Consider the following 19,314-nt stretch of genomic DNA (forward strand, 5'->3'; position numbering starts at 1 on the left):
GTCACAGCGCTCCAAGGGCGGTCTCGAGCGAGAGTGAAGCGTCGCACATCTGCCGCAGACTAATGGTCGGCCGTTCGGGATCGGGCAGGTCCTGGGCGTGCACGAGGTAGGTCGGAACGTCGTCCTGCAGGCGCAGACGTACGGCGGTCGGCAGGGCGGGCAGGTCGTCGGCGACCCAGACTAGCGGCCCGGAGAAGGATTCGGTGAGGTTGCCGTCGTGGTCCACGATGACCGGGTGGGGCCACGCTTCGCGCTGTATGCGGTTCGCGAGACGTGCGGTAATTCCGGGGCCAGCAAGCACCCCCAGACCGCGCCGCGCGAGCTGCGACAGCAGTTCGGGCAGAAGATCATCGCGTGCAGTTGGCGTCCGCCACCAAATGCTCAACCACGGATGGTCGCCGCGGATCAGTGCGAGGGGATCACGGCCTCCCTCCCAGTGAGGAATTGCGGGATGGGGTTCGCCGCCGTCGCGGTAAAGAGGATCGTCGCCTCGCATGTCGGGCCATCGCCGGCAGTGAGGGCATCCTCGACAGCTCACGGCGGTGCCCAACAACCCGCCTCGCCATGGTATGCGGTAGTAGTCGCCGAGGACGTCGCCGACGCATCGGTCACCCTTTATCAATTCCTGCAGGCGGTCGAGCGCAGCGGTTTGCTGCTGCGCGACAAGTGCCCGTTGTGTGCCGAATGCTCGCCCCCAATGTGATCGGTCATTTGTCTGACCATCCTGCAGCCGAAAGACCACCCGGGCATCGAGGCCGCTGAAGTACTGGTCCAGCCTGGCCTGCCACAGGCCATCGGGCTCGTCCGGTAGCCGTTCAGGGGCTTGTGATTCTTCAAGTGTGATGAGGCCGGCGCGTGACATCAGGTTCAAGGTGCGGACGTTCCACTGGCGGTTGTGCCGTGACTCGGCGAGGACGTGCGGCGGAACCGCATCAAGACTTGTCTCGTGGCGGCCGTCCCCGAGGTCAGAAGCGGCTCGAGACATGGTGCGCCACCGGTCCCAGCCTTTCTCGGGGCTGATGACGATGGAGGCGTTGAGCCGCTTCGCCGTCTCGTCGTCACCGGGTGCGATAGTCAGGTAGACGGCTGCGGGGCGGCCGTCGCGCCCACTGCGTCCTACTTCTTGGTAATACCGGTCCAAGGTTTCGGGCAGGCAGGCGTGTACAACGCTGCGCACACTGGACATGTCCAGCCCGAGGCCAAAGGCTGACGTCCCGACGACGATGTCGTGTTCGGTGGGCGCCGCTTTGCCTTCGTCGCTCTCTCCGCGCCATCCCATCACGGCGGCTCTGCGCTCGGCATCGGACATGTCGCCCGTGACCTCCGCGACGCGAAGGAGCCCGGCAGTCTTGAGCCGGCGAGTCCACTCCTGCGCATCTCTCTTCAGCGATGTGTACAGGATGAGCGGGCGCGGCAGGGTGCCGACCGCATGCAAAACCGCGGCGCACCGGTCGGCTTCGGTTCTGAAGCGTTCGACGAAGTAGGACGGTTCGCGGCGTGTTTGCGACGCCCAAACCAACTCGACGCGACCCGGTGAACTGAACAACTCCACCAGCGTCTGGATCTGGTGTTCGGTCAGCGTGGCGCTCATGGCCAATGTGATCAACTCACGGCCAGGCGGGGCGATGGCGAGCCAGGAGCGACGCTGCCCGCTCATCGCCTGAAACTCTGGACGGAATTCATTGCCCCACTGCTCGACCAGGTGCGCCTCGTCGATGATCAGGTGAGTGAGGTAGCCCTGCCGTGTCGCGTCGTCCAGTGCCTGGCTGAGCCCGGTCAGGATGGCTTCGGGAGCCGCGATGACGACGCGTTGGCGACCACCACGGATGTCTTTGCGGATGGCCTGTTTGACGTCTTCCGAAGTCCCGCCGGTGTAGGCATAGTGGCCGCTAGGACTTTCCTGCTCCCCGAGCGATGTGAGTAGCGCACGCAGACGACGTTCCATGTCCATGGCCAGTACGACCGTGGGGACCACGACGACTGCGACACCGCGCTGCCGTGTCGCGGGCAGGACAGCAGCCCACGCCACCTCAGTCTTTCCCTGGCCGGTCGGCAGACACACGATGGTCGTGCTGCCGGCCGGAGCCGTCACGATCGCGCGGGCTGCCTGCCGCTGTCCCAGTGAGGTGTAATGCTGAAAGCCGGTGCCGAGTGCCCGGCTCCAAAACGGATCCGCCGGATGAGCTGACCTAGGGGTGGCGTCCCCGCTGTAGACCTCGAGAACCTCCTGCTTGGCGGCGCCGTCCGACACAGGGGCGTCGGTGCGAGGATGCCAGATTCGTGCCGTCACCGAGAAGCCCGCAACCACTGACAATGCCTCGCAGCCCACGTCCTCCCACTGTTGGCGGCTCGGGAGGACCGGGCTGGCGGGCACAATGAGGGGCCAGTCGCCACCCTGGCGTGCCTCGTTCTCGAGCAGAATCTGACGGGTCAGCCCGACCACATCACGCCATCCTGCACCACCGGCGGTAAGGCCAACGAGCGCATCACGCAGCCGCGCACAACTGCCCGAGGCAGGGAACGTAGCTGGAACCTCGGGCCAGCTAGCCCAAAGCTCCTGGGCGCATGACCAGCCATCAGTTGCCATCTTGTGGCACCCCCAATTCGCCGCCGGTCACGCAGGTCACGGCCATTAGCCGGACCTTCGGCTCCTTCAGGGCGTCGATGAGAGCAGCCGCCACGCGCACATCGGTGAGGTAGCTATCAGTATCGGACAACAGCCGGCCGGCGTTCCGGCGCGCCTCGGCTTGGGCGCGACGGACTGCCCAGACCCGGCCTGCTTCATGCTGCGCCTGCTCCGCGCGCCGTACGAGCTGCGCGGAACGGGTCAACTCGTCGCGTGCGGATGCTTCAGCGCTGCGGGCGGCCGCCGCAAGCCCTTCGATGTCGCCGAAGTAGTTCCATAGATCAGATATTCGCTCTTCATTGAGGTTGAGGTCGCCGCGATCCTGCGCGTACGGGGCTTCCAGCCACCGCAGGAGGCTGGAATCCTGCACGGCCCGGTCTGCCTGCGACGGCAGCCAGATCCGCCGCATGATGGGCGGAAGAATGACGCTGGCCTGACGTCGGAGGGCAAGTACAGCGTCCGCCGCGTCTCCGACGAGTTCTAGAGCCGGCTCGATGTCGGCCTCGACCAGGAAGTCGAAGCCGAAGTAGGAGCGGAGCTCTCGACCGCGGATGCCCGGGCGCCAGAACACGCACGCCTGGCCGCGATCGTCGATCGCCACAACGTTCGCGAGCAGGTCGACAAAAGGGTTACCCAGCCGGAAGAGCCGGGTGTTCGGTGTACGCAGAGCGGTGTTCCTGTTGAATGTGCCTTGCATGGCTGCCGTTGGGACGGACCGTCCGGAGATGGCGAGGAGCCGCGGGGACACCAACGGGTTTGCACGGGCGCGTTCGAACCGCATGACGTGCCGAATCGATCCCTCGGGATGAACAGCGAACCGCAGCCCGCCGGCTTCGGCGCCGGCATAGAGCCGCATCGCCTTCTCGTGGGCACCCCAGTGAACCTCGGTATTGGTCATCGCCTCAGCGACGGTGAGGCCGAGTGAGCCCTCGTGCACGGCCTCGACAGTGTCCATTCCGTCGATCTCCCGACGCTCCTTCCTGAGGGCATCGGTGACCGTATCGGCCATCTCCAGCATCGCCGCCGGTCCATCCCGCAGGCCGGTCTCCCAGATCGTCGTGGTCAAACTATTGAGGGCGTACTGCAGCGCCGACACCGAGTCGTCGAAGATGCTTACCGCACTCGTGAGCAGCGTCGTCCAAGCGGCGGCAAAGGAGTTGTCGGCGTGACCGCCAGGGGCGACGTACTGCATGGCTGCCCGGTGTCCGGCACCGAACGCGCCGGCGAACCGGTCTACTCGTCCCAGCCGTTGCTCACACTGGTTGGGGGACCACGGCAGCCGTAGATGGATTACGGCATCGGCCTCTTGCAGATTGACGCCGTCCTCGGCGCTGTCGTCTGCAATGAGGACGCCGCCCTCGGCCCGCCAGCGATCCACGTTTACGGCACTCGCCGCAGCACCTCGACGATGGGTGTGCTCGGTGGTCCGGACTCGCGCGTTCGGTGTCAGGACGTCGGCGATCAAGCCGGCCAGACTTCCTCCGCCGCAGAACATCACAGCGCGTTTGTGCTGTCCGAGCACCTGAAGGTAGTCACGCATGTCGGGCGCTGCGGCCTCGTTTTCGTCGAGTTTACGCAGAAGGTCCTCGTCGTCAGGCAACACAGCCGCCGCAGCAAGCACCTCACGCTCGTGCTCACTCAGGCCGGCGCGCCGAGCAGCCGCGTCGTCACGGTGGATGCGCCACCGGAGAGCGTCCTTCAGATCCCCGGAGAGACCGTCACTGCGCGACGACAGCACCGCCAGAACGAGTCCGTACGCTCCGGCGCGGTCGTCTGCGTTGTGGTCGAGCAGCCAGTGCGACACGTGTTGCTGCCACGTCACCAGCGACTCGCTGATTAGTTCGTCATTGGCGACGACGCTCAGTACGGTAGGTCGCTGCCGGCCAGTGACCTCGAAGGGCAGTGCGTCCACGGAGTCGTCGCCTGCCGACGTAAGGACGTTGTGCCGGCGGTGGCGGATGACTCTGCGATGCATGCGGTACGTCTCACTGATGTGGGCCCGCATGGCATCGACGTGTGAACGGAGGATCTCGCGCTCGCCTTCGTCGATCAGGTCGCCATCGGCAGTCAGCAGGTCCGAAACGCGACCGGCAAGATCGCGGAACGTTATGTCGCCGGGGAGGAGGTCCGAGATCTCCGCGATGGCGCTCGGAAGTAGAGGCTCGAAGTCCGCGTCGAGCGCGAAGACGGCGTTGGCCAGGACGCGCCGTGCCTGGAATCGCTGGGTGAATTGCGGCAGGTCCTCCCAGCGGTAGAGAACGGGATCGAGCAAATGCAGCATGCCGAGGTGCGCCTGCGGCCGCGACATCGGCGGTGTAGCCGACAGGAGCAGCAACCGGGGCGTGGAGTGCGCCAACTGGGTCAGTTCCCAATATCGGGCTTCCGTTGGGTCGGCCGCATCGGTCAGGCGATGTGCCTCGTCCACCACAACCAGGTCGAAGCCGTGGTATTCCTCCCACTTGTCTGGGGTTTCATGGCGGCTGATCTTTATCGTTGCTGCCGGGAAGTCCTCGGTGAAAAACTTTCCCTGCAGTTCACGGCTCCATTGCTGCCGCAGCATGTCCGGCGCGAGGACGACGATCCGAGCGGTCGGCTGATCGAGGAGGCGCTGCCGGATGACCAGTCCAGCCTCAATGGTCTTCCCGAGGCCGACCTCGTCGGCCAAGAGGTATCGCTGCACAGGGTCGCTGAGCACGGTCAGCGCAGCTTGCACCTGATGCGGATAAATTTCGATCGCCGCCGACAGCAGCGCGGGAAGGTCGGCGCAGGCGGCCCGTTGGGCCACGAGGCTGCTGAGCATCGGAAGCCGGGCATCCCGAAAGTACGGCGACTCGTTGGCGCCCGCTGCGAGGACCTCAACCGGAGAGGCGATCGGCCTGTCCCAGCGCACCCGCAGATGCTGCTGTGGAACCTGGTAGTCGAGGTCCTTGTTGGGTAGGCGCACGAAGTAGACACCAGGGCCACCGCCGATGATCCGGCCCGCCCGCCACCGTCCCGTATCAGGGTCCTGCCAGTAGACCCTCGTCTGGGGTAGCAGTTGCGCCAGACGGCACTCGTCGGCCGGGACCCAATAGCTCTGCGCGACCGGCCTCGCAATGGACTCGAAGGCATCAATTCGCACGTCGCCGCCACGACGTTCTCCCACACGTCCGATACCTGGAACCTGTGGGTGCTCAACGAATTGACCGGTCGGCAGCAGCATGATCGGACTGGTCCCCGTCCCTGCGCGCCGCCCTGCGGACGGATCGGCACCTAAACGCACCAACGCAGGGTATCGACTACCTCGGAGATGTGGCAGCAGCAGCGGTGCCCACCTTGATCAGCCGAATAGCCCAAAAGACCAACCCAACTCCTGAGCTGGATTCACGTTCTCGTCTAGGGCGCCCATCGCTTCCCACGCAGGCGCGGTTCGGACCCGGCGCGGCGGCGGCGCGGCGGCGCCTGTGCCCTCAGGAGGCCACGACGCCGCTGCCCCACCACCGTCCGGCTGCCGGCCACGTCTGGCGGCCGGGGCTGCGACGTAGGGCCGACCCGAATTCGCCTCAGCCCAGCGCGACACCCAGTAGCCGCACGCACTCGATGCTTGACTACCTATTCCGGTACCTGACCTGCAGGAAATCCGCGACGCGCTTGATATCGCGAGGCGTGTTCTGGATGTCGTTCCACCTGCGGACGATGCCGTTGCCGAAGTCCCACTCACCGTCAGTCCAGCGGCAGTCATCGGCGATCGACTTGAGGTGGGCGGCGAACTCCTCAACCTCGACGATCCCGTCGCCCTCCTCAAGCGCATGGCTAATGGCGTCCATGAGGTAGCCCATACTGATGATTCCGACGCCGTGCATGAGGCGCGACTTGCGGGGCGGCTTGCCCCATGCTTCGGGGAAGACCTGGCTGACAGCGGTCCAGAAATTGAACAGGACGGTCAACATATAGCCGGTGGTCGGCAGCGCCTCGTCGTTGCGGAACCGGTAGAGGGCGCCGTCGCTCAAACTGGTCTCCAGCATCCTCAAGACCGAGTTGTCCTTGATGACGCCGGACGGGTTGGTCGGGGTCTGGATCATCCGGTTGAGTGGAGACCGGGCGTCGAAGTTGAGCCCCTCGAGCAGGGTTGCCGGCAGTTGACGTACCCGCAGCGGAGTTGGCAGCGCGCCCGAGGCTCCGGGCAGGAGTTCGTGGATGAGCCCCTTCGGCAGTGCCTTGGTGGAGTTGACCAGGATGAACTGTGAGCGCTGATCTGCGGTCTCGTTCGTGATGAAGGCGCTGATGCTCACTGGGAAAGCATCGACCCTGGCGTCGCGGATGGCTGCGCTGCGCTGCTGTCCATCCACAATGAAGCCGGGCCTGTCGTGATCAGGGCCTTCGGTGATCGGGATGATCAAAGTTCCGCTGCGCACGTAGCCGGGGCTGTCGGATCCCGTCTGGCCTGGCTCGAAGCGCACCCGTTCGTCGAACGCGATGACGATGGCGTTGGGGAGCAGGGGGCTCGCGTCGGTTTCGATGTATCGGCGGATCGCCGCGACATGGGCAAGGACCTCGGGCCGTTGATAGCCGTGCAGCAGGGCGTCCTCGTCGCGGCGGATGCGGGAAACCGTAGCGATCTTGGATACGAGCTTGCCGTCCATGGCAAAGGTGTACAGAAGGCGCCCGCGGCCCTGCTGGATCTCCAAGGCGGGCAGGCGTAACTCCTGGGTAACGGCGGAGTCAGCGGACTCCTCGGTCCGGGTCTTGGTCACGCGGTTGTCCTTCCTCGTTGTGCGCGGAGACGCTGTTCGAACACGTACAGGTTGTGGAAGCCGCGCCGTTTGTTGCGCTCGGAGCCCCGAAACACGACGATCTCAATCCCAACGGCGACACAGAGATCGCAACGGCAGTCGCGCCACGGCCGAGCCGCCAACGTCGCACGGTACTGCTCGCTGCGGTCGGACTTGCCGCCGTCCCACAGCGCGCTGTAGGCGACGAGTGCCTCCACGACCGGCTCGAGGTCAGTCTTGTCAGCGTCGTACTCGCGCAAAAGGGTGAGGGCAGTCCGCTCGAGCGCCATCGCCTCGCCTTGGCCGATCTCGCCAGAGCGGATCCGGGCCTTGAGCTTCGCGTTGCCGTCCACCTGCGGAACGCGCAGGGCGACATGGGTGCGGGTGGGGGTGTAGTAGTTGTCCCGGTCGTCCTTGAATGCCTGGCGGAACGGTGAGGTGCTGTCGAAGCTGGTGACGCCGTGGCTAACGAACGTCGGCACGTCGTCGACGCGGCTAACACCCAGAAGGTGCAGTTCGGTGGAGTGCTCTCGGACCTGGTCGATCGCTCGTAGGCAGGCGAGGATTTCATTGGTCTTCAGCGGCACCATGCCGCCGAGCGCGATGCGGGAGTAGCCGATGCGCTGCAGTTCCGTGATCGCGTCCGCGTAGGACTGCGGGCTCCAGCCCTGGGCAACACCGACAGGGGCGAAGCTGACGTTGCGGGCGTCGCACCGATCCCAGAACTCCTGGGCCAAATCGAGGGTGATCTTCTGGCGACGGACCCATTCCTGTGCCCTGGGATCGTCGCGTGACGTCTCGGGCTCGTACTGAAAGATCACGTGATCGACGGCGATGCCGTAGTTGAAGCCGCATCCGTCGTAGAAATCGATGACTTCATCAACAGTGTACGGCGGCCGCTCTTCGGCGACGTAGGAGAAGGCACCGCAATCGCCCATGATCTCCAACGGGGTATGGCCGTTGTCGAGCCGGAAGAACTTGGCGGCGCCTTCACGATAGAGGCGGTGGCGTTGTGCTCCGGTGTACTTGCCCGTGGTGCCGCTGGCCAGCCCGTCCACGATGGCCTTGGACACCAGCAGCCCGTCGAACGGCGCTTGGGTCAGGACCTCGTGCGCGTACAGGTCGTCGCGTTGCCGGACGCGGAACGGGTCCCGTTCTTCGGTGATGAAGTCGAAGCTCGGATCGACCTGGTCCTGGCTGTCAGGAAAGAAGAATTTCATCGCTGCTCCGCCTGGGCGTTGCGGTGCACCCGGATGAGGTAGTTGGACAGTGCCTGGATGTCGCGGGGGGTGTTCTCGACCTCGTTCCACCGCATGTTGAGCTCGTCCCACGTACCCGAGGTCCAGCGACAGTACGGGACGATCAACGCAAGGTGCTCGCGGATCAGGCGAGGCGCGTCCGCTCCGCGGGGATCGACGATGCCGAGCACCCGGTCCATGAGGCGGCCCATGGCGCGTATCCCTGCGCCGTGCATCAACCGGCTCTTGGCTGCCGGTTTCCCCCAGGCATCGGGGAAGGTGTCACGCACGGCACCCCAGTAGGTGTAGAGGGCGTGCAGGATGCCGTCGAAGTCAGTCTCGTTGCGGCCCACGTCCCGATACGGGAAAAGGCACCCGGCCGACGTCAAACTGTCTTTGATCAGTTCGACGAATCCCGTGTCGGTGATGACCGCGAGGGCGGTCTGCGACTTGTCCGTCGACGCCCGCTTGATCATCCCACGCAGCGGTGAGCGTTCGTCGGTGTTGAGCACGTCGCATAGCTCCGACGGAGCCCGGCGGATGGCCAACCGCGTCGGCAGTGGGCTGTCGACCGCCGGTAGCAGCTCCGTCACCAAACCGCGTGGCAACGGCCGGGTGTTGTTGATGCGCAGGAACTGATCGCGTTGGACCTTCACGGCGTCGGCGACGAACGCGGTGATTGGGACGGGGAAGTCTTTGCGCCGCGTGCGGGACAGCGCCACCGCGCGTTGCTGCCCGTCGACGATCCACGCGGGTTTCGGCCGTCCGTTTTCCGCCATGGGGATGGAGAGCGTACCGGTGATGCCGAGCTCATCTCCCGGGAGCCGGTCGCCGCGGATTTTCTTGAAGTGCACTCTCGACGACAACGCCATGATGATCGGGTTGGGGAAGACCGCAACGTCGCTGTTCAGGTACTCGACGATCTCCTGGATATGTTTGCGCACCTCAGGGCGTTGATAGCCGATGAGCTTGCCGGCATGGTCACGACTGACCCGGGAGATCTCCGCGACCTGCAAAATCTCCTCGGCCCGGAGGGTGAAGACATATAGGGGATATTCGGTGCTCTGCGCGATGCACAAGGCCCGACGGACCATGCTGTTGGGAGGCGGTGAGGCAGGCATCAGGGGCGCGCCCCCCATGCCATCACCTCGGCGAAAAGTTGCCCGAAGCGGGCTTGCTCACATGACCGTCCCGACAGGCGAAGGCGTCGCAGCAATCCCGTCGCGGTGACTGCCCGTTCGCCCGCATGCCCACGGATGAAGGCGCGCACCTCTTCGTCGGTGAGACGCTGTCCAGCGGTGCGAGTTGCGGGAACTGGCGTTGCTTGGGTTGTCTGTTTCACACGCTCGCGCAGTCGTGCGCGCCGTAGGTCGTGATCGTCATCGACCGACGAGCGCAGCAGGAACGCTGCGACGCGGGCGTTGAGTGATAGCAGGCTGCCGCCGAGGTGAGGTTGCAGCCTGGCGGTCACCGGTACGACGAGGTCTTCGAGGTCATTAGTGGATGGCCCGACAACGGATAGTTGCTGCGTGTCGTGCAACAGACTGGCCGCAACGGTGACATCCGTGGCGCAGGCTCGCTGGTAGGCGTCAGAGAGCACCGCGATAATCGTGGCGTGTGGATCACGACGGGCTAGGTCCGCGAATGATCGCGGTTGGTCTGCGTCGGGGCCCGGCCACTCGGTCAGCCTTGTCCACCAGTCGCGGGCGGCGGTTTTATCCTTACCGACCGAATCGACCCCGCCCGAGGCGAACGTTGCCGCATAGGGCCGGATCGCCGTCGATGCGGCGATGAGCCCGTAGCCTGCTGAGCAGACCCATAACGTCGCGGTCCGCGGTGCGATCTGGTCGGGCAGGGTCCGGGCAATCTGCCAATGCTCACCGGCGTACAGATCAATGGCAGGGAAGCTGCTGGCAGAACTGGTCAACAGTCGGTTTGTCCAGGTGGCGAATCGCTGACCTGGAGCGCGTTCACGGAGGTGACCCACCCGTAGCCGGTCTGGCACTGTGTGTCGTTTCCGGTTGCTGCAGGTGACCACAACGTGCACGTTGGCCGGGCCGGAGTGACCGGTGCTAGCCATCGGTGGAGTTTCGAGTCGTTGCGGTCAGCGTCCAGGGGATCTGCGCGAAGGCGGCGTGGTTGTGGATGCTTTCGTCGTTGACCACGCGGATCCGGTACTCGGCGATGCGGACGTCGTGGTCCAGTGCCCCGGCAACGGTGCGGATCATGTCCTCAACGAAGACGGGGTTGTCGTAGCCGGCCATGGTCACGTGGCGTTCGTCCGGACGTTTGAGTAGCGCGTACACCGGCGATGATCCGGCTGCCTCGGCGATGTCGATGAGGTGGTCGAACCACAGGCCGGTGGCGGGGGTGTGTGGGCGGGCGTCGATGGTGACCCAGCCGCGTTGGTTGTGCGCGCCGCGGTCGCTGATCGCTTTGCTGCACGGGCACACGCTGGTGACCGGCACCTTCACGGCGAGCACCACTTCGTCCCCACGGTCGCTGGCGGCGGCGGTCAGGGTGCAGGTGTAGTCCATGAACGAGGCGATGCCGGTGACCGGGGCGAGGCGTTCCAGGAAGTACGGGAAGGTGAGAGCGACGCGGGCGGTAGCACAGCCCATGCGTTGGCGCAGGTCGTCGGCCATCAAGGTGACGGCTTGGCTGCTGAGTCGGTCGCGCCAGGTGTGCAGCACGTCGACGAAGCGGCTCAGGTGGGCGCCTTTGACGTGGTCGGCGAGGCTCACCGACATGGTGACTGTCGCGACGGTCTCGCGCTTGTTGCCACGCGCGTCGGAGATGAGCAGGGGGTAGCGAAGGCCCTCGACACCGACCTCGTCGAGGGCGATGCCCCGAGTGTCCGGTAGGGCCTGAACGTCTTGCAAGCTGTCGCCCTTCATCTCACTGATCGTCATGCGTCGCCTCGGTAGACGCAGCCTGACGTGCAGGTTTCCCGGACGAGGATCTCTGACAGCGGCAGTTGATCGATGAGTCGTTCCCAGATCCAGCGGGCAAGGTTTTCGCTGGTGGGGTTGTCCAACCCGGGGACATCGTTGAGGTAGTAGTGGTCGAGTTGGTCGTGCAGCGGGCGGAACGCCTTCTTGATCTCGGCGAAGTCCATCACCCAACCCGTCGCCGGATCGACGGCCCCGCGGACGTGTACCTGCACTTTGTAGGAGTGGCCGTGGAGGCGGGCGCACTTGTGCCCTTCGGGCACGCGAGGAAGCCGGTGGGCGGCCTCGAAGGTGAACTCGCGGTAAATCTCCATCAGGCTATTCCTAAATACTTGTGGGTCTGCAGGCTCAGTTGCCACTGCGGGTGAGCCAGGCAGTAGGCCACCGCCGCGCGGGTGTTGGCCTCCTGCTCTGGGCCGTCCATCGGCTGCAACCGCATGAACGTGAACGCGAGGTCCTCGAAAAGCTCAGGCATCGCGGCGGGCTGGGGATAGACGAGCTTGAGTTCGTCGCCGGCGGTCAACACCAGATCGGCGCCGGCCTTCGGGCTGACACAGATCCAGTCGAGGCCAGTGGGCGCCGGTTTGGTGCCGTTGGTTTCCACCGCAACCTCGAAGCCCTCGGCGTGCAGCGCCGCCACGGCGTCATCGTCGAGTTGCAGCAGCGGCTCCCCTCCGGTGCACACCACGTACGGCTTGCTACGGGAGTGCGGCAGGCCCTGCCATGTCTTGGCCACCGCTGTGGCGAGGTCCGCGGCGCTGGCGAAACGGCCCCCGCCAGGCCCGTCGGTGCCGACGAAATCGGTGTCACAGAACTGGCAGATCGCGCGGTGCCGGTCGGTCTCGCGTCCGGTCCACAGGTTGCAGGACGCGAACCGGCAGAAGACTGCGGGTCGACCAGCGTGGCTGCCTTCACCCTGTAGGGTGTAAAAGATTTCCTTGATCTTGTACATGACCCTGTTCAGCTCTGTGACGTCGTCAGGGCCGGATCGGTCAACCCCAGCTCGGCAAAGCCGCGGTTGCGCAGGAGGCACGAGTCGCACGTGCCGCAGGCGCGGTCGTCGACCGGGTCGTAGCAACTGTGGGTGAGGGCGTAGTCCACACTTAGTTCGAGGCCTCGCCGGATGGTGTCTGCCTTGGTCAACTGAATCAGGGGAGTGTGGACCTTCAGTCTCTGGCGGCCCTCGACCCCAGCCCTAGTGGCAAGGTTCGCCATCTCCTCGTAGGCCTTGATGTATTCCGGACGGCAGTCCGGGTAGCCGCTGTAGTCGAGTGCGCTGACCCCGATGAAAACGTCCGACGCGTCAAGCGTCTCGGCCCATGCCAGGGCGAACGACAAGAAGATCGTGTTGCGTGCTGGGACATAGGTGACGGGAATGTCATCGGCTGTGAGGTCGTCAACGCTGTCGTGATGTGGTACCGCGATCGACGCGTCGGTGAGCGCCGATCCACCGAAGACCCGCAGGTCAATGTCGGCTACCACATGCTTGGTCGCTCCCAGTGCGGCGGCGACGCGCTCTGCCGCCTGCAACTCGACCGTGTGGCGTTGTCCGTACCTGAAGCTCAGCGCGAAGGTCTCGTACCCTTCGTTCCGGGCGATCGCTAGCACCGTCGCCGAGTCCAAACCGCCGCTAAGGAGGACTACCGCCTTGCGCTGCGCCATGTCTGTGACCTGATCTTCCGTTCGGGATGAAACTGCAGACCCTCGGCAAACTACGGCAGTGTAGTTTACCGCTTGTTACGGTACCGAACGGATCGTCAACATCAAGTGCCGCGCCCAGAACCCCTGGCTAAGATCAGGCGGTCGAGGTGGTCGACAAGCTGGCGCTTACGACCTTGGGCAGCAACGACCCGAGCTCTAGGTCGTCTGAGTGTAGAAACTGCCACCCTGCGGCCAAGCACAGAGCTGCAGTTTACGCGATCACACTGCGTAGCTTCGTTGTCTACTCCGCCACTAGGGGTGCACGTCATGCCTTCCGCATAAACCCGATGTCCAGAATCAGGGGTCAAGCCTCATCAGCTGTTGGCCACGGCCGCTATCAGCGCCCCGGCGACCAAGTACGGACCGAAGGCGATGCTGTGCGCACGGCGCAGCGCCAGGCGTGCCAGCGCTTCGGGTACGGCGAGCACGAAGGGCAGTAGGCCGCCGAGTAGCACCGCAGGCCAGCTGATGGCGCCCAGTGCCGCGCCGAGCAGCGCGGCCAGCCGCACGTCACCCAAGCCCATTCCGCTGCCTCCTACGAGGACCAAGGCCAGGTACAGGCCACCGAGCGCAGCTGCGGCGAGCGCGGCGGTGAGCAGCGTCTGGGCTTGGCCCGTCGTCGCTGCCTGGCCGGCCAGCACGACGCCGACGCTCAGGGCGGCGGCGCTGATCACTGGGGTGGGTAGCCTGCGGACCGCGACGTCGACGGCGGTGAGCAGCACGCCGGTGTGCATCACTACCAGCCAGACCGCCAGCGGAGGCAGGGGTCTACTGCACCGATAGGTGACATCTGAGATGGCTTGCCCTGGTGGCGGGCTGGAAGGATGTCGCTGTGCCCAAGCCCTACCCTCGTGAGTTCCGCGATGACGTCGTTCGGGTGGCCCGTGACCGGGATCCGGGCGTGACGGTCGAGCAGATCGCCAAGGACTTTGGAGTCCATCCGATGACGTTGTTCAAGTGGCTGCGCCAGGCTGACGTTGACGCGGGAGTCAAGCCGGGTGTCAGTGGCAGCGAGTCAGCCGAGCTGCGTGAGGCCCGCAAGCGGATCAAGCTCCTCGAACAGGAGAACGAGGTCCTGCGGCGGGCCGCCGCCTACCTGTCGCAGGCGAACCTGCCGGGAAAAGGCTCTACCCGCTCGTGAGCGAGCTGGCCGCCGACGGGATCCCCGTCGCGGTGACGTGTCGGGTATTGACCATCGCTCGTCAGCCCTACTACCGGTGGCTCGCCCAGCCGGTCGGCAACGCCGAACTCGTTGCCGCTCACCGGGCGAACGCCCTGGTGGCCGCCCACCGCGATGACCCGGAGTTCGGCTACCGGTTCCTGGTCGACGAGGCCCGCAACGCCGGACAGGCGATGGCGGAGCGAACCGCGTGGAAGATCTGCTCGGACAACGGCTGGTGGAGCGCCTTCGGCAAACGCAAGAAGCGCGGCAAGGGTCGCAAGGTCGGGCCGCCGGTCCATGACGACCTCGTCAAACGCGACTTCACCGCCCACGGCCCGAACCGGCTGTGGCTGGCCGACATCACCGAACACCGCACCGGCGAGGGCAAGCTCTACCTCTGCGCCATCAAGGACGTGTGGTCGAACCGGATCGTCGGCTACTCCATCGACTCACGGATGAAGTCCCGGCTGGCCGTCACCGCGTTGCACAACGCCGTAGTCCGACGCGGCCCAGTGGCCGGCTGCGTGCTGCACACCGACCGCGGGTCGCAGTTTCGCAGCCGCAAGCTCGTCCGCGCACTCAACCAGCACCACATGATCGGGTCGATGGGAAGAGTCGGCGCCGCCGGCGACAACGCCGCCATGGAATCGTTCTTCGGCCTGCTGCAGAACAACGTCCTCGACCGGCGGACCTGGACCACCCGCCAGCAACTCAGGACCGCGATCGTGACCTGGATCGAACGGACCTACCACCGCCGCCGACGACAACACTCTCTGTCCCGGTTGACCCCTATCGAGTACGAGACCATCATGACCCCACCGGCCAGTCAGGCCGCGTGACTGCACCTGTCACCTATCGGTGCAGCAGACCCCTCGACCCGGACGACGGCAAAAGCAGCGTAGAGGTGCCGCCAGACACCGCCGGGGCCGTGGCCTACTGGTACCGCCAGGACCCGTCCCTTCACCCAGCCGACATCGCCACCAGAATCGGCCGGTCCGAGCGCACCGTCCGCCGATACTGGCCACCCGTGCCGCGAACCGCGAAAGGACGCGACACCAGCCGTGCCACCGAGCAGGTTGGCGCCTCGTAGTCGCCCGTTCCAGCCGGCCCGTATAGGCCCTACAGAGCGATGAGTTGCGAGCCGATGCCGAGGCTCCTGAGGTCGTCCATCAACCGCCAGTACACGTCAGACTCGTAGAAGCCCTCGGCGTCGCTGTTTCCCTCGGCGGGATCGATCTTGTAGATCTCCGGGACGTCATAGGTGAAGGTGTATCCCGCCTCAGAGTTGTTCCACTCAACGCGGACAACCATGTCGGCAGTGCCGATGTCGTAGTTGTCGTTCCCGTGGTTCTTGGCGATGTATTCGAACTGATATGTGAAGGTGTAGCTGTCGTCTTTCTTGAGCGACCGCAGATAGTCCTGCTCGTTTACGAAGCCATGGTTATCGGACTCACTCCACATGACAGCAGCATACGACCACCCAAGCCCGGCGAGGCCGCAGGCGCTGGTCTGCGGCTGCCGACGGCACGATGATCGAGCAGACGCAGATCCCGACCACCCATACCTGGCCGCCCTCGTTCATGCGGTCGGCGTCGCTCCCGCGGGCGGCTGGCGCGAACGGCGCGACGCGCGTTCGCGACAGTGAGCCTTCCAACCCTATCCGCGCTGCTCTTCGGTGTGTTGAAGGACGAGGACCCTAGGGGTGAGCGCGGCGGCTCGTAAGGGCGGCAGCGCACTACGTAGCAGGCGCCAAGCCTTGAGCGTGGCGTTCGCTCGTTCGCCGATGCCGCAGCGCCCGGTGAGTGTGCGGCACGGGTCTTCGGTGATCCAGACTGGCAGCGAGGTCAGTGCGGTGCAGTCGTCGATGGGCTCGGTGAGGGCGTAGACGGTCATCTCGCCGGGGACCGGGTGGCTCATTGGCTGGCGTTGACGAGCTGGCCGCGGGTTTGGGCGAGGCGCCAGCCCGCGAGTCCCGTCGGATCGCCGCGAACAGGTCAACCTTCCGCACTGGCGCCAGCGGCAGGCTCCCGTCTGTCCGTTGACACGGAATCTGAATCAGGGTCACCGCACTGACCAGGGCCCTGTTACAGCTGGGCGATGAGCGGCTGTGCGTGCGGGTCGAAGTTGTACCCGTCGTCCCAGGGGAACCGGCCCCCCTGGTCGGGCCACACCAGCTGCTGGAGGCGGATCTGGTCGCGGCCGTAGCGGTTGATCGCCATCGCGGGTAGCAGCTCGTCGGTGGGTGGTCCGTCGATGATGATCGCGTCGTAGCCGGCGATGAGATCGCTGATGCGCTGGCCGTGGGCGAACCGTTCGGCCTTGTCGTAGACCCGGCGAGCCAGGTCGTTGAGGAGGCTGTGGGCGACCTCGGGTGGCAGTCCGGCGGCGATTAGTTCGGGGTAGTCGTGGGCGGTAAGTCCGACGGTGTAGGCGAATGGGGCAGTGGTGTCGGGGTCGTCGTCGGTGGGCAGGACGTGGGTGACTGCCCAGCCGGTGGTGTCGATGATCTGGTCTTGGCGTCGGAGGAAGTCGTTGATGTCACGCATGGTGGGTGTCTCCTGGACATTCCGGGGTAGGGGCGGGGTTCGGGTCGGGTGGCTCGACGTCGACGAAGCCCCAGAGTCGTTCCATGACCTGACGCACACCGGCAGCCCCGAGACGATCCTCGTCTGCATCCGCGGCAACTCCGGTTCCGGGAAGAGCACCATCGCCCGCGTGATGCGGCGCCGGCACGGCCGCGGCTGCGCCCTCGTCGAGCAAGACCATCTACGCCGGATCCTGCTCAGAGAACGCGACAAGCCAGGTGGCCTGGCACCCGCGCTCATCGCGCAGAACGTCCGTTTCTGCCTCGACCACGGTTACCACGTGATCCTGGAAGGGATCATGCACGCCGCCCGGTACCGCACCATGCTCACGGAACTGCGCGAAGCCCATCGCGGGCGGACGTTGTTCGCCTATCTCGACGTGTCGCTACCCGAGACACTGCGGCGACACGAAACGCGCCCGGAGGCGACGGAGTTCACCCCCGACATCATGCGCAACTGGTACGCCCCGCGCGACCTTCTCGGCTGGCCGGGCGAACTCGTCCTGCCCGAGAGCACCTCAATGGAAGAAGCGATCGGCCTCATCGCCACTGCCGCCGGCCTACCGTTGACTGGTCGCGACAACGACCTACTACCAGCCGTCCCGTGACCACGCCTCACGTGACAACCCCGGACCGGGCGGGCGTTCCGATGGGCGCGGCGGGCATCGGGTGCGCGGCGCTCGTCGCCGGTGCCGCGCCCGCCGGGGTGGGCATCGAGCGGGTCGTACACCGCTCGGACAAGGCCGTCGTCGCCATCGGGCGCCAGGACGGCCAGCCAGTAGTAGCGAAACGTCCCATGGATGATCCTTACTGGGTGGGCCGGCGCCAGCTCCGCATCCGCACCCGCCTACCGGCCGCCGGCCTGCCCAGGTCTCGACTCGCGCAGTTGCGCCAGACGCTGCGGCAGGCACGTCGTGACCCTCGGGCACTGACGCGGTGACCAGAAGCCGGACGACCGCCAGCGTGCCCGCCCACCATCGGCCACCGGCCGCTGGTGGGGCATCGTCGCCTCTGAGCCGTGACTTCTACCGCCTGTGGGGCGCCTACTCGGTCAGCGAACTGGGATCGTCTGTTGGGGCCGGCGCGCTGCCACTGGTCGCGATCCTGCTGCTGGACTCATCGATTTTGCAGGTCTCCCTGCTCGCGGTGATCTCCGGCATCGCCTCAGCGGTCATCGTCCTGCCCCTGGGACCCTGGATCGAGTTCCGCCGTAAGCGACCCGTCATGTGCGGCGCCGACCTGCTGCGCTGTGCGGCCCTCGCCAGCATTCCTGTCACCGCCGCGCTGCACGAGCTGACCTATGCGCAGCTGTGCGTCGTGGCAATCGTCCAGACCACCAGCGGTATCGCGTTCGGCGCTGCCAGCGGCGCACACCTGAAGAACCTGGTCACGACCGAGCAACGCGTCACCGCCATCGGCCGGCTCGACACCTCCCAGTGGACTGCGAACAGCATCGGGTCACCCATCGGCGGGATCCTCGTCTCCTGGCTCGGCACCACCGCGTCCGTCACCGTTGACGCCGTTAGCTTCCTGCTGTCCGCACTCGGAATCCGCCGCCTGCGCACCCCCGAGCCACCACCGCCCCCACGCCACCCCGCGACCCGAGGCATGGAAATCGTCGAGGGCTGGCGGTATATCCTCCACCACGCCAGCCTGCGGGGGTTGCTGATCAACGCGGTCATCTTCGGCGGCGCCATCATGGCCGCCATGCCCGTCGTCACGGTGCTCATGCTCCGCGACCTACACCTCGCGCCATGGCAGTACGGCCTAGCCCTCGGGCTGCCCTGCGTCGGCGGAATCCTCGGCTCCCTGACCGCTGGCCCCCTCACCAACCGCTACGGCCTCCACGCGGCACTGCTCACCACCGGAGTGGGCCGCACCCTCTGGATGGGTCTCATCCCGCTCGCCCAACCCGGCACACCCGGCCTGATCGTCATCGTGATCGCGGAGACGCTCCTGCTCTTCTTCGCAGGCGCCTTCAACCCCACCTTCGCCACCTACCGCATGACCCACACCAGCGAACACTGCCTGTTCCGCGTCCTGACCGCCTGGTCCATCAGCAGCAAACTGACTCAGCCGATCTTCATCGCGGCGACTGGCATCCTCGCAGCCGCCACCGACCCCCGCACCGCCATCACCGCCACGGCTGCCCTCACTGCCGCCAGCGCCGCATTCCTGCCCTGGAATGCGACCTTGCGCAACCTGCCGGTGCAGCGTGGGTGCTAGCTCGGCAACCTCAAGCACCATGATCGACGGCTACACCGTCATGGCAGAAGGTGCGAACGGGTATTGCAATTCTCT

17 protein-coding genes are annotated in these 19,314 nt (G+C 65.7%); 4 read left to right on the forward strand and 13 right to left on the reverse strand.

The window, feature by feature from the left end:
• Nucleotide 1 precedes the first annotated feature (1 nt).
• The 11 genes from dpdF to ACQPZO_RS03415 all read right to left on the reverse strand — a co-directional run bounded on the left by dpdF (nucleotide 2) and on the right by ACQPZO_RS03415 (nucleotide 14,001).
• Entirely contained in the window at nucleotides 2-2,587 is a 2,586-nt protein-coding gene (dpdF, locus tag ACQPZO_RS03365; RefSeq protein WP_433346928.1) for a protein DpdF, read from the reverse strand.
• Nucleotides 2,577-5,828 (reverse strand): protein DpdE, encoded by a 3,252-nt coding sequence (dpdE, locus tag ACQPZO_RS03370; RefSeq protein ID WP_433346930.1) that lies wholly within the window; start codon nucleotides 5,826-5,828, stop codon nucleotides 2,577-2,579. The genes dpdF and dpdE overlap by 11 nt, the downstream gene beginning before the upstream one ends.
• Before the next feature lie 385 nt (nucleotides 5,829-6,213).
• A complete protein-coding gene (gene dbpB, locus ACQPZO_RS03375; protein WP_433346932.1) occupies nucleotides 6,214-7,359 on the reverse strand; it encodes a DGQHR domain-containing protein DpdB in 1,146 nt (381 codons plus the stop codon).
• Nucleotides 7,356-8,597, reverse strand: a complete 1,242-nt coding sequence (gene dpdA, locus ACQPZO_RS03380) for a tRNA-guanine transglycosylase DpdA (RefSeq protein WP_433346934.1) — start codon at nucleotides 8,595-8,597, stop codon at nucleotides 7,356-7,358. Before dpdA ends, dbpB (ACQPZO_RS03375) begins: the two co-directional genes overlap by 4 nt.
• Nucleotides 8,594-9,754, reverse strand: a complete 1,161-nt coding sequence (gene dbpB / locus ACQPZO_RS03385) for a DGQHR domain-containing protein DpdB (protein WP_433346936.1) — start codon at nucleotides 9,752-9,754, stop codon at nucleotides 8,594-8,596. The genes dpdA and dbpB (ACQPZO_RS03385) overlap by 4 nt, the downstream gene beginning before the upstream one ends.
• The gene (locus ACQPZO_RS03390) at nucleotides 9,736-10,542 is read right to left on the reverse strand and encodes a hypothetical protein (RefSeq protein ID WP_433346938.1); all 807 of its coding nucleotides are present in this window, start codon (nucleotides 10,540-10,542) and stop codon (nucleotides 9,736-9,738) included. Before ACQPZO_RS03390 ends, dbpB (ACQPZO_RS03385) begins: the two co-directional genes overlap by 19 nt.
• Before the next feature lie 145 nt (nucleotides 10,543-10,687).
• Nucleotides 10,688-11,527 carry a GTP cyclohydrolase FolE2 gene (gene folE2 / locus ACQPZO_RS03395; RefSeq protein WP_433346940.1) on the reverse strand — a complete coding sequence of 280 codons (840 nt, stop codon included), beginning with the start codon at nucleotides 11,525-11,527 and terminating at the stop codon, nucleotides 10,688-10,690.
• Nucleotides 11,524-11,880, reverse strand: a complete 357-nt coding sequence (gene queD, locus ACQPZO_RS03400) for a 6-carboxytetrahydropterin synthase QueD (protein WP_433346942.1) — start codon at nucleotides 11,878-11,880, stop codon at nucleotides 11,524-11,526. The genes folE2 and queD overlap by 4 nt, the downstream gene beginning before the upstream one ends.
• Nucleotides 11,880-12,518, reverse strand: a complete 639-nt coding sequence (gene queE / locus ACQPZO_RS03405; RefSeq protein ID WP_357243765.1) for a 7-carboxy-7-deazaguanine synthase — start codon at nucleotides 12,516-12,518, stop codon at nucleotides 11,880-11,882. Before queE ends, queD begins: the two co-directional genes overlap by 1 nt.
• A gap of 8 nt (nucleotides 12,519-12,526) precedes the next feature.
• The gene (queC, locus tag ACQPZO_RS03410) at nucleotides 12,527-13,228 is read right to left on the reverse strand and encodes a 7-cyano-7-deazaguanine synthase QueC (RefSeq protein ID WP_433346945.1); all 702 of its coding nucleotides are present in this window, start codon (nucleotides 13,226-13,228) and stop codon (nucleotides 12,527-12,529) included.
• 353 nt (nucleotides 13,229-13,581) lie between these two features.
• Nucleotides 13,582-14,001, reverse strand: coding sequence for a prepilin peptidase (locus tag ACQPZO_RS03415; protein ID WP_433346947.1), 420 nt, complete (start codon nucleotides 13,999-14,001; stop codon nucleotides 13,582-13,584).
• Nucleotides 14,002-14,099: 98 nt separating this feature from the next.
• On the opposite strand from ACQPZO_RS03415, the gene ACQPZO_RS03420 reads away from it, so the two are divergent.
• Nucleotides 14,100-15,268 (forward strand): IS3 family transposase gene (locus ACQPZO_RS03420; RefSeq protein ID WP_433350763.1). Its coding sequence is split into 2 segments (ribosomal slippage): nucleotides 14,100-14,384 and nucleotides 14,387-15,268, totalling 1,167 coding nucleotides; the frame shifts between segments, so codons are not numbered across the junction.
• A 280-nt stretch (nucleotides 15,269-15,548) separates the two neighbouring features.
• Here the strand turns inward: ACQPZO_RS03420 and ACQPZO_RS03425 are convergent.
• A complete protein-coding gene (locus tag ACQPZO_RS03425) occupies nucleotides 15,549-15,890 on the reverse strand; it encodes a hypothetical protein (RefSeq protein ID WP_433346949.1) in 342 nt (113 codons plus the stop codon).
• A 623-nt stretch (nucleotides 15,891-16,513) separates the two neighbouring features.
• The gene (locus tag ACQPZO_RS03430; RefSeq protein WP_433346951.1) at nucleotides 16,514-16,975 is read right to left on the reverse strand and encodes a DUF4262 domain-containing protein; all 462 of its coding nucleotides are present in this window, start codon (nucleotides 16,973-16,975) and stop codon (nucleotides 16,514-16,516) included.
• 127 nt (nucleotides 16,976-17,102) lie between these two features.
• On the opposite strand from ACQPZO_RS03430, the gene ACQPZO_RS03435 reads away from it, so the two are divergent.
• The 3 genes from ACQPZO_RS03435 to ACQPZO_RS03445 are packed head-to-tail and all read left to right on the forward strand — an operon-like array spanning nucleotide 17,103 to nucleotide 19,239.
• Nucleotides 17,103-17,621: a kinase gene (locus ACQPZO_RS03435; RefSeq protein ID WP_433350765.1), complete on the forward strand. Its 519-nt coding sequence runs from the start codon at nucleotides 17,103-17,105 to the stop codon at nucleotides 17,619-17,621.
• Nucleotides 17,618-17,953 carry a hypothetical protein gene (locus ACQPZO_RS03440; protein ID WP_433346953.1) on the forward strand — a complete coding sequence of 112 codons (336 nt, stop codon included), beginning with the start codon at nucleotides 17,618-17,620 and terminating at the stop codon, nucleotides 17,951-17,953. The genes ACQPZO_RS03435 and ACQPZO_RS03440 overlap by 4 nt, the downstream gene beginning before the upstream one ends.
• Entirely contained in the window at nucleotides 17,950-19,239 is a 1,290-nt protein-coding gene (locus ACQPZO_RS03445; RefSeq protein WP_433346954.1) for an MFS transporter, read from the forward strand. The genes ACQPZO_RS03440 and ACQPZO_RS03445 overlap by 4 nt, the downstream gene beginning before the upstream one ends.
• Nucleotides 19,240-19,314: the final 75 nt, after the last annotated feature.

The sequence above is a fragment of the Micromonospora sp. CA-111912 genome (assembly GCF_050948415.1).
Classification (GTDB): domain Bacteria; phylum Actinomycetota; class Actinomycetes; order Mycobacteriales; family Micromonosporaceae; genus Micromonospora.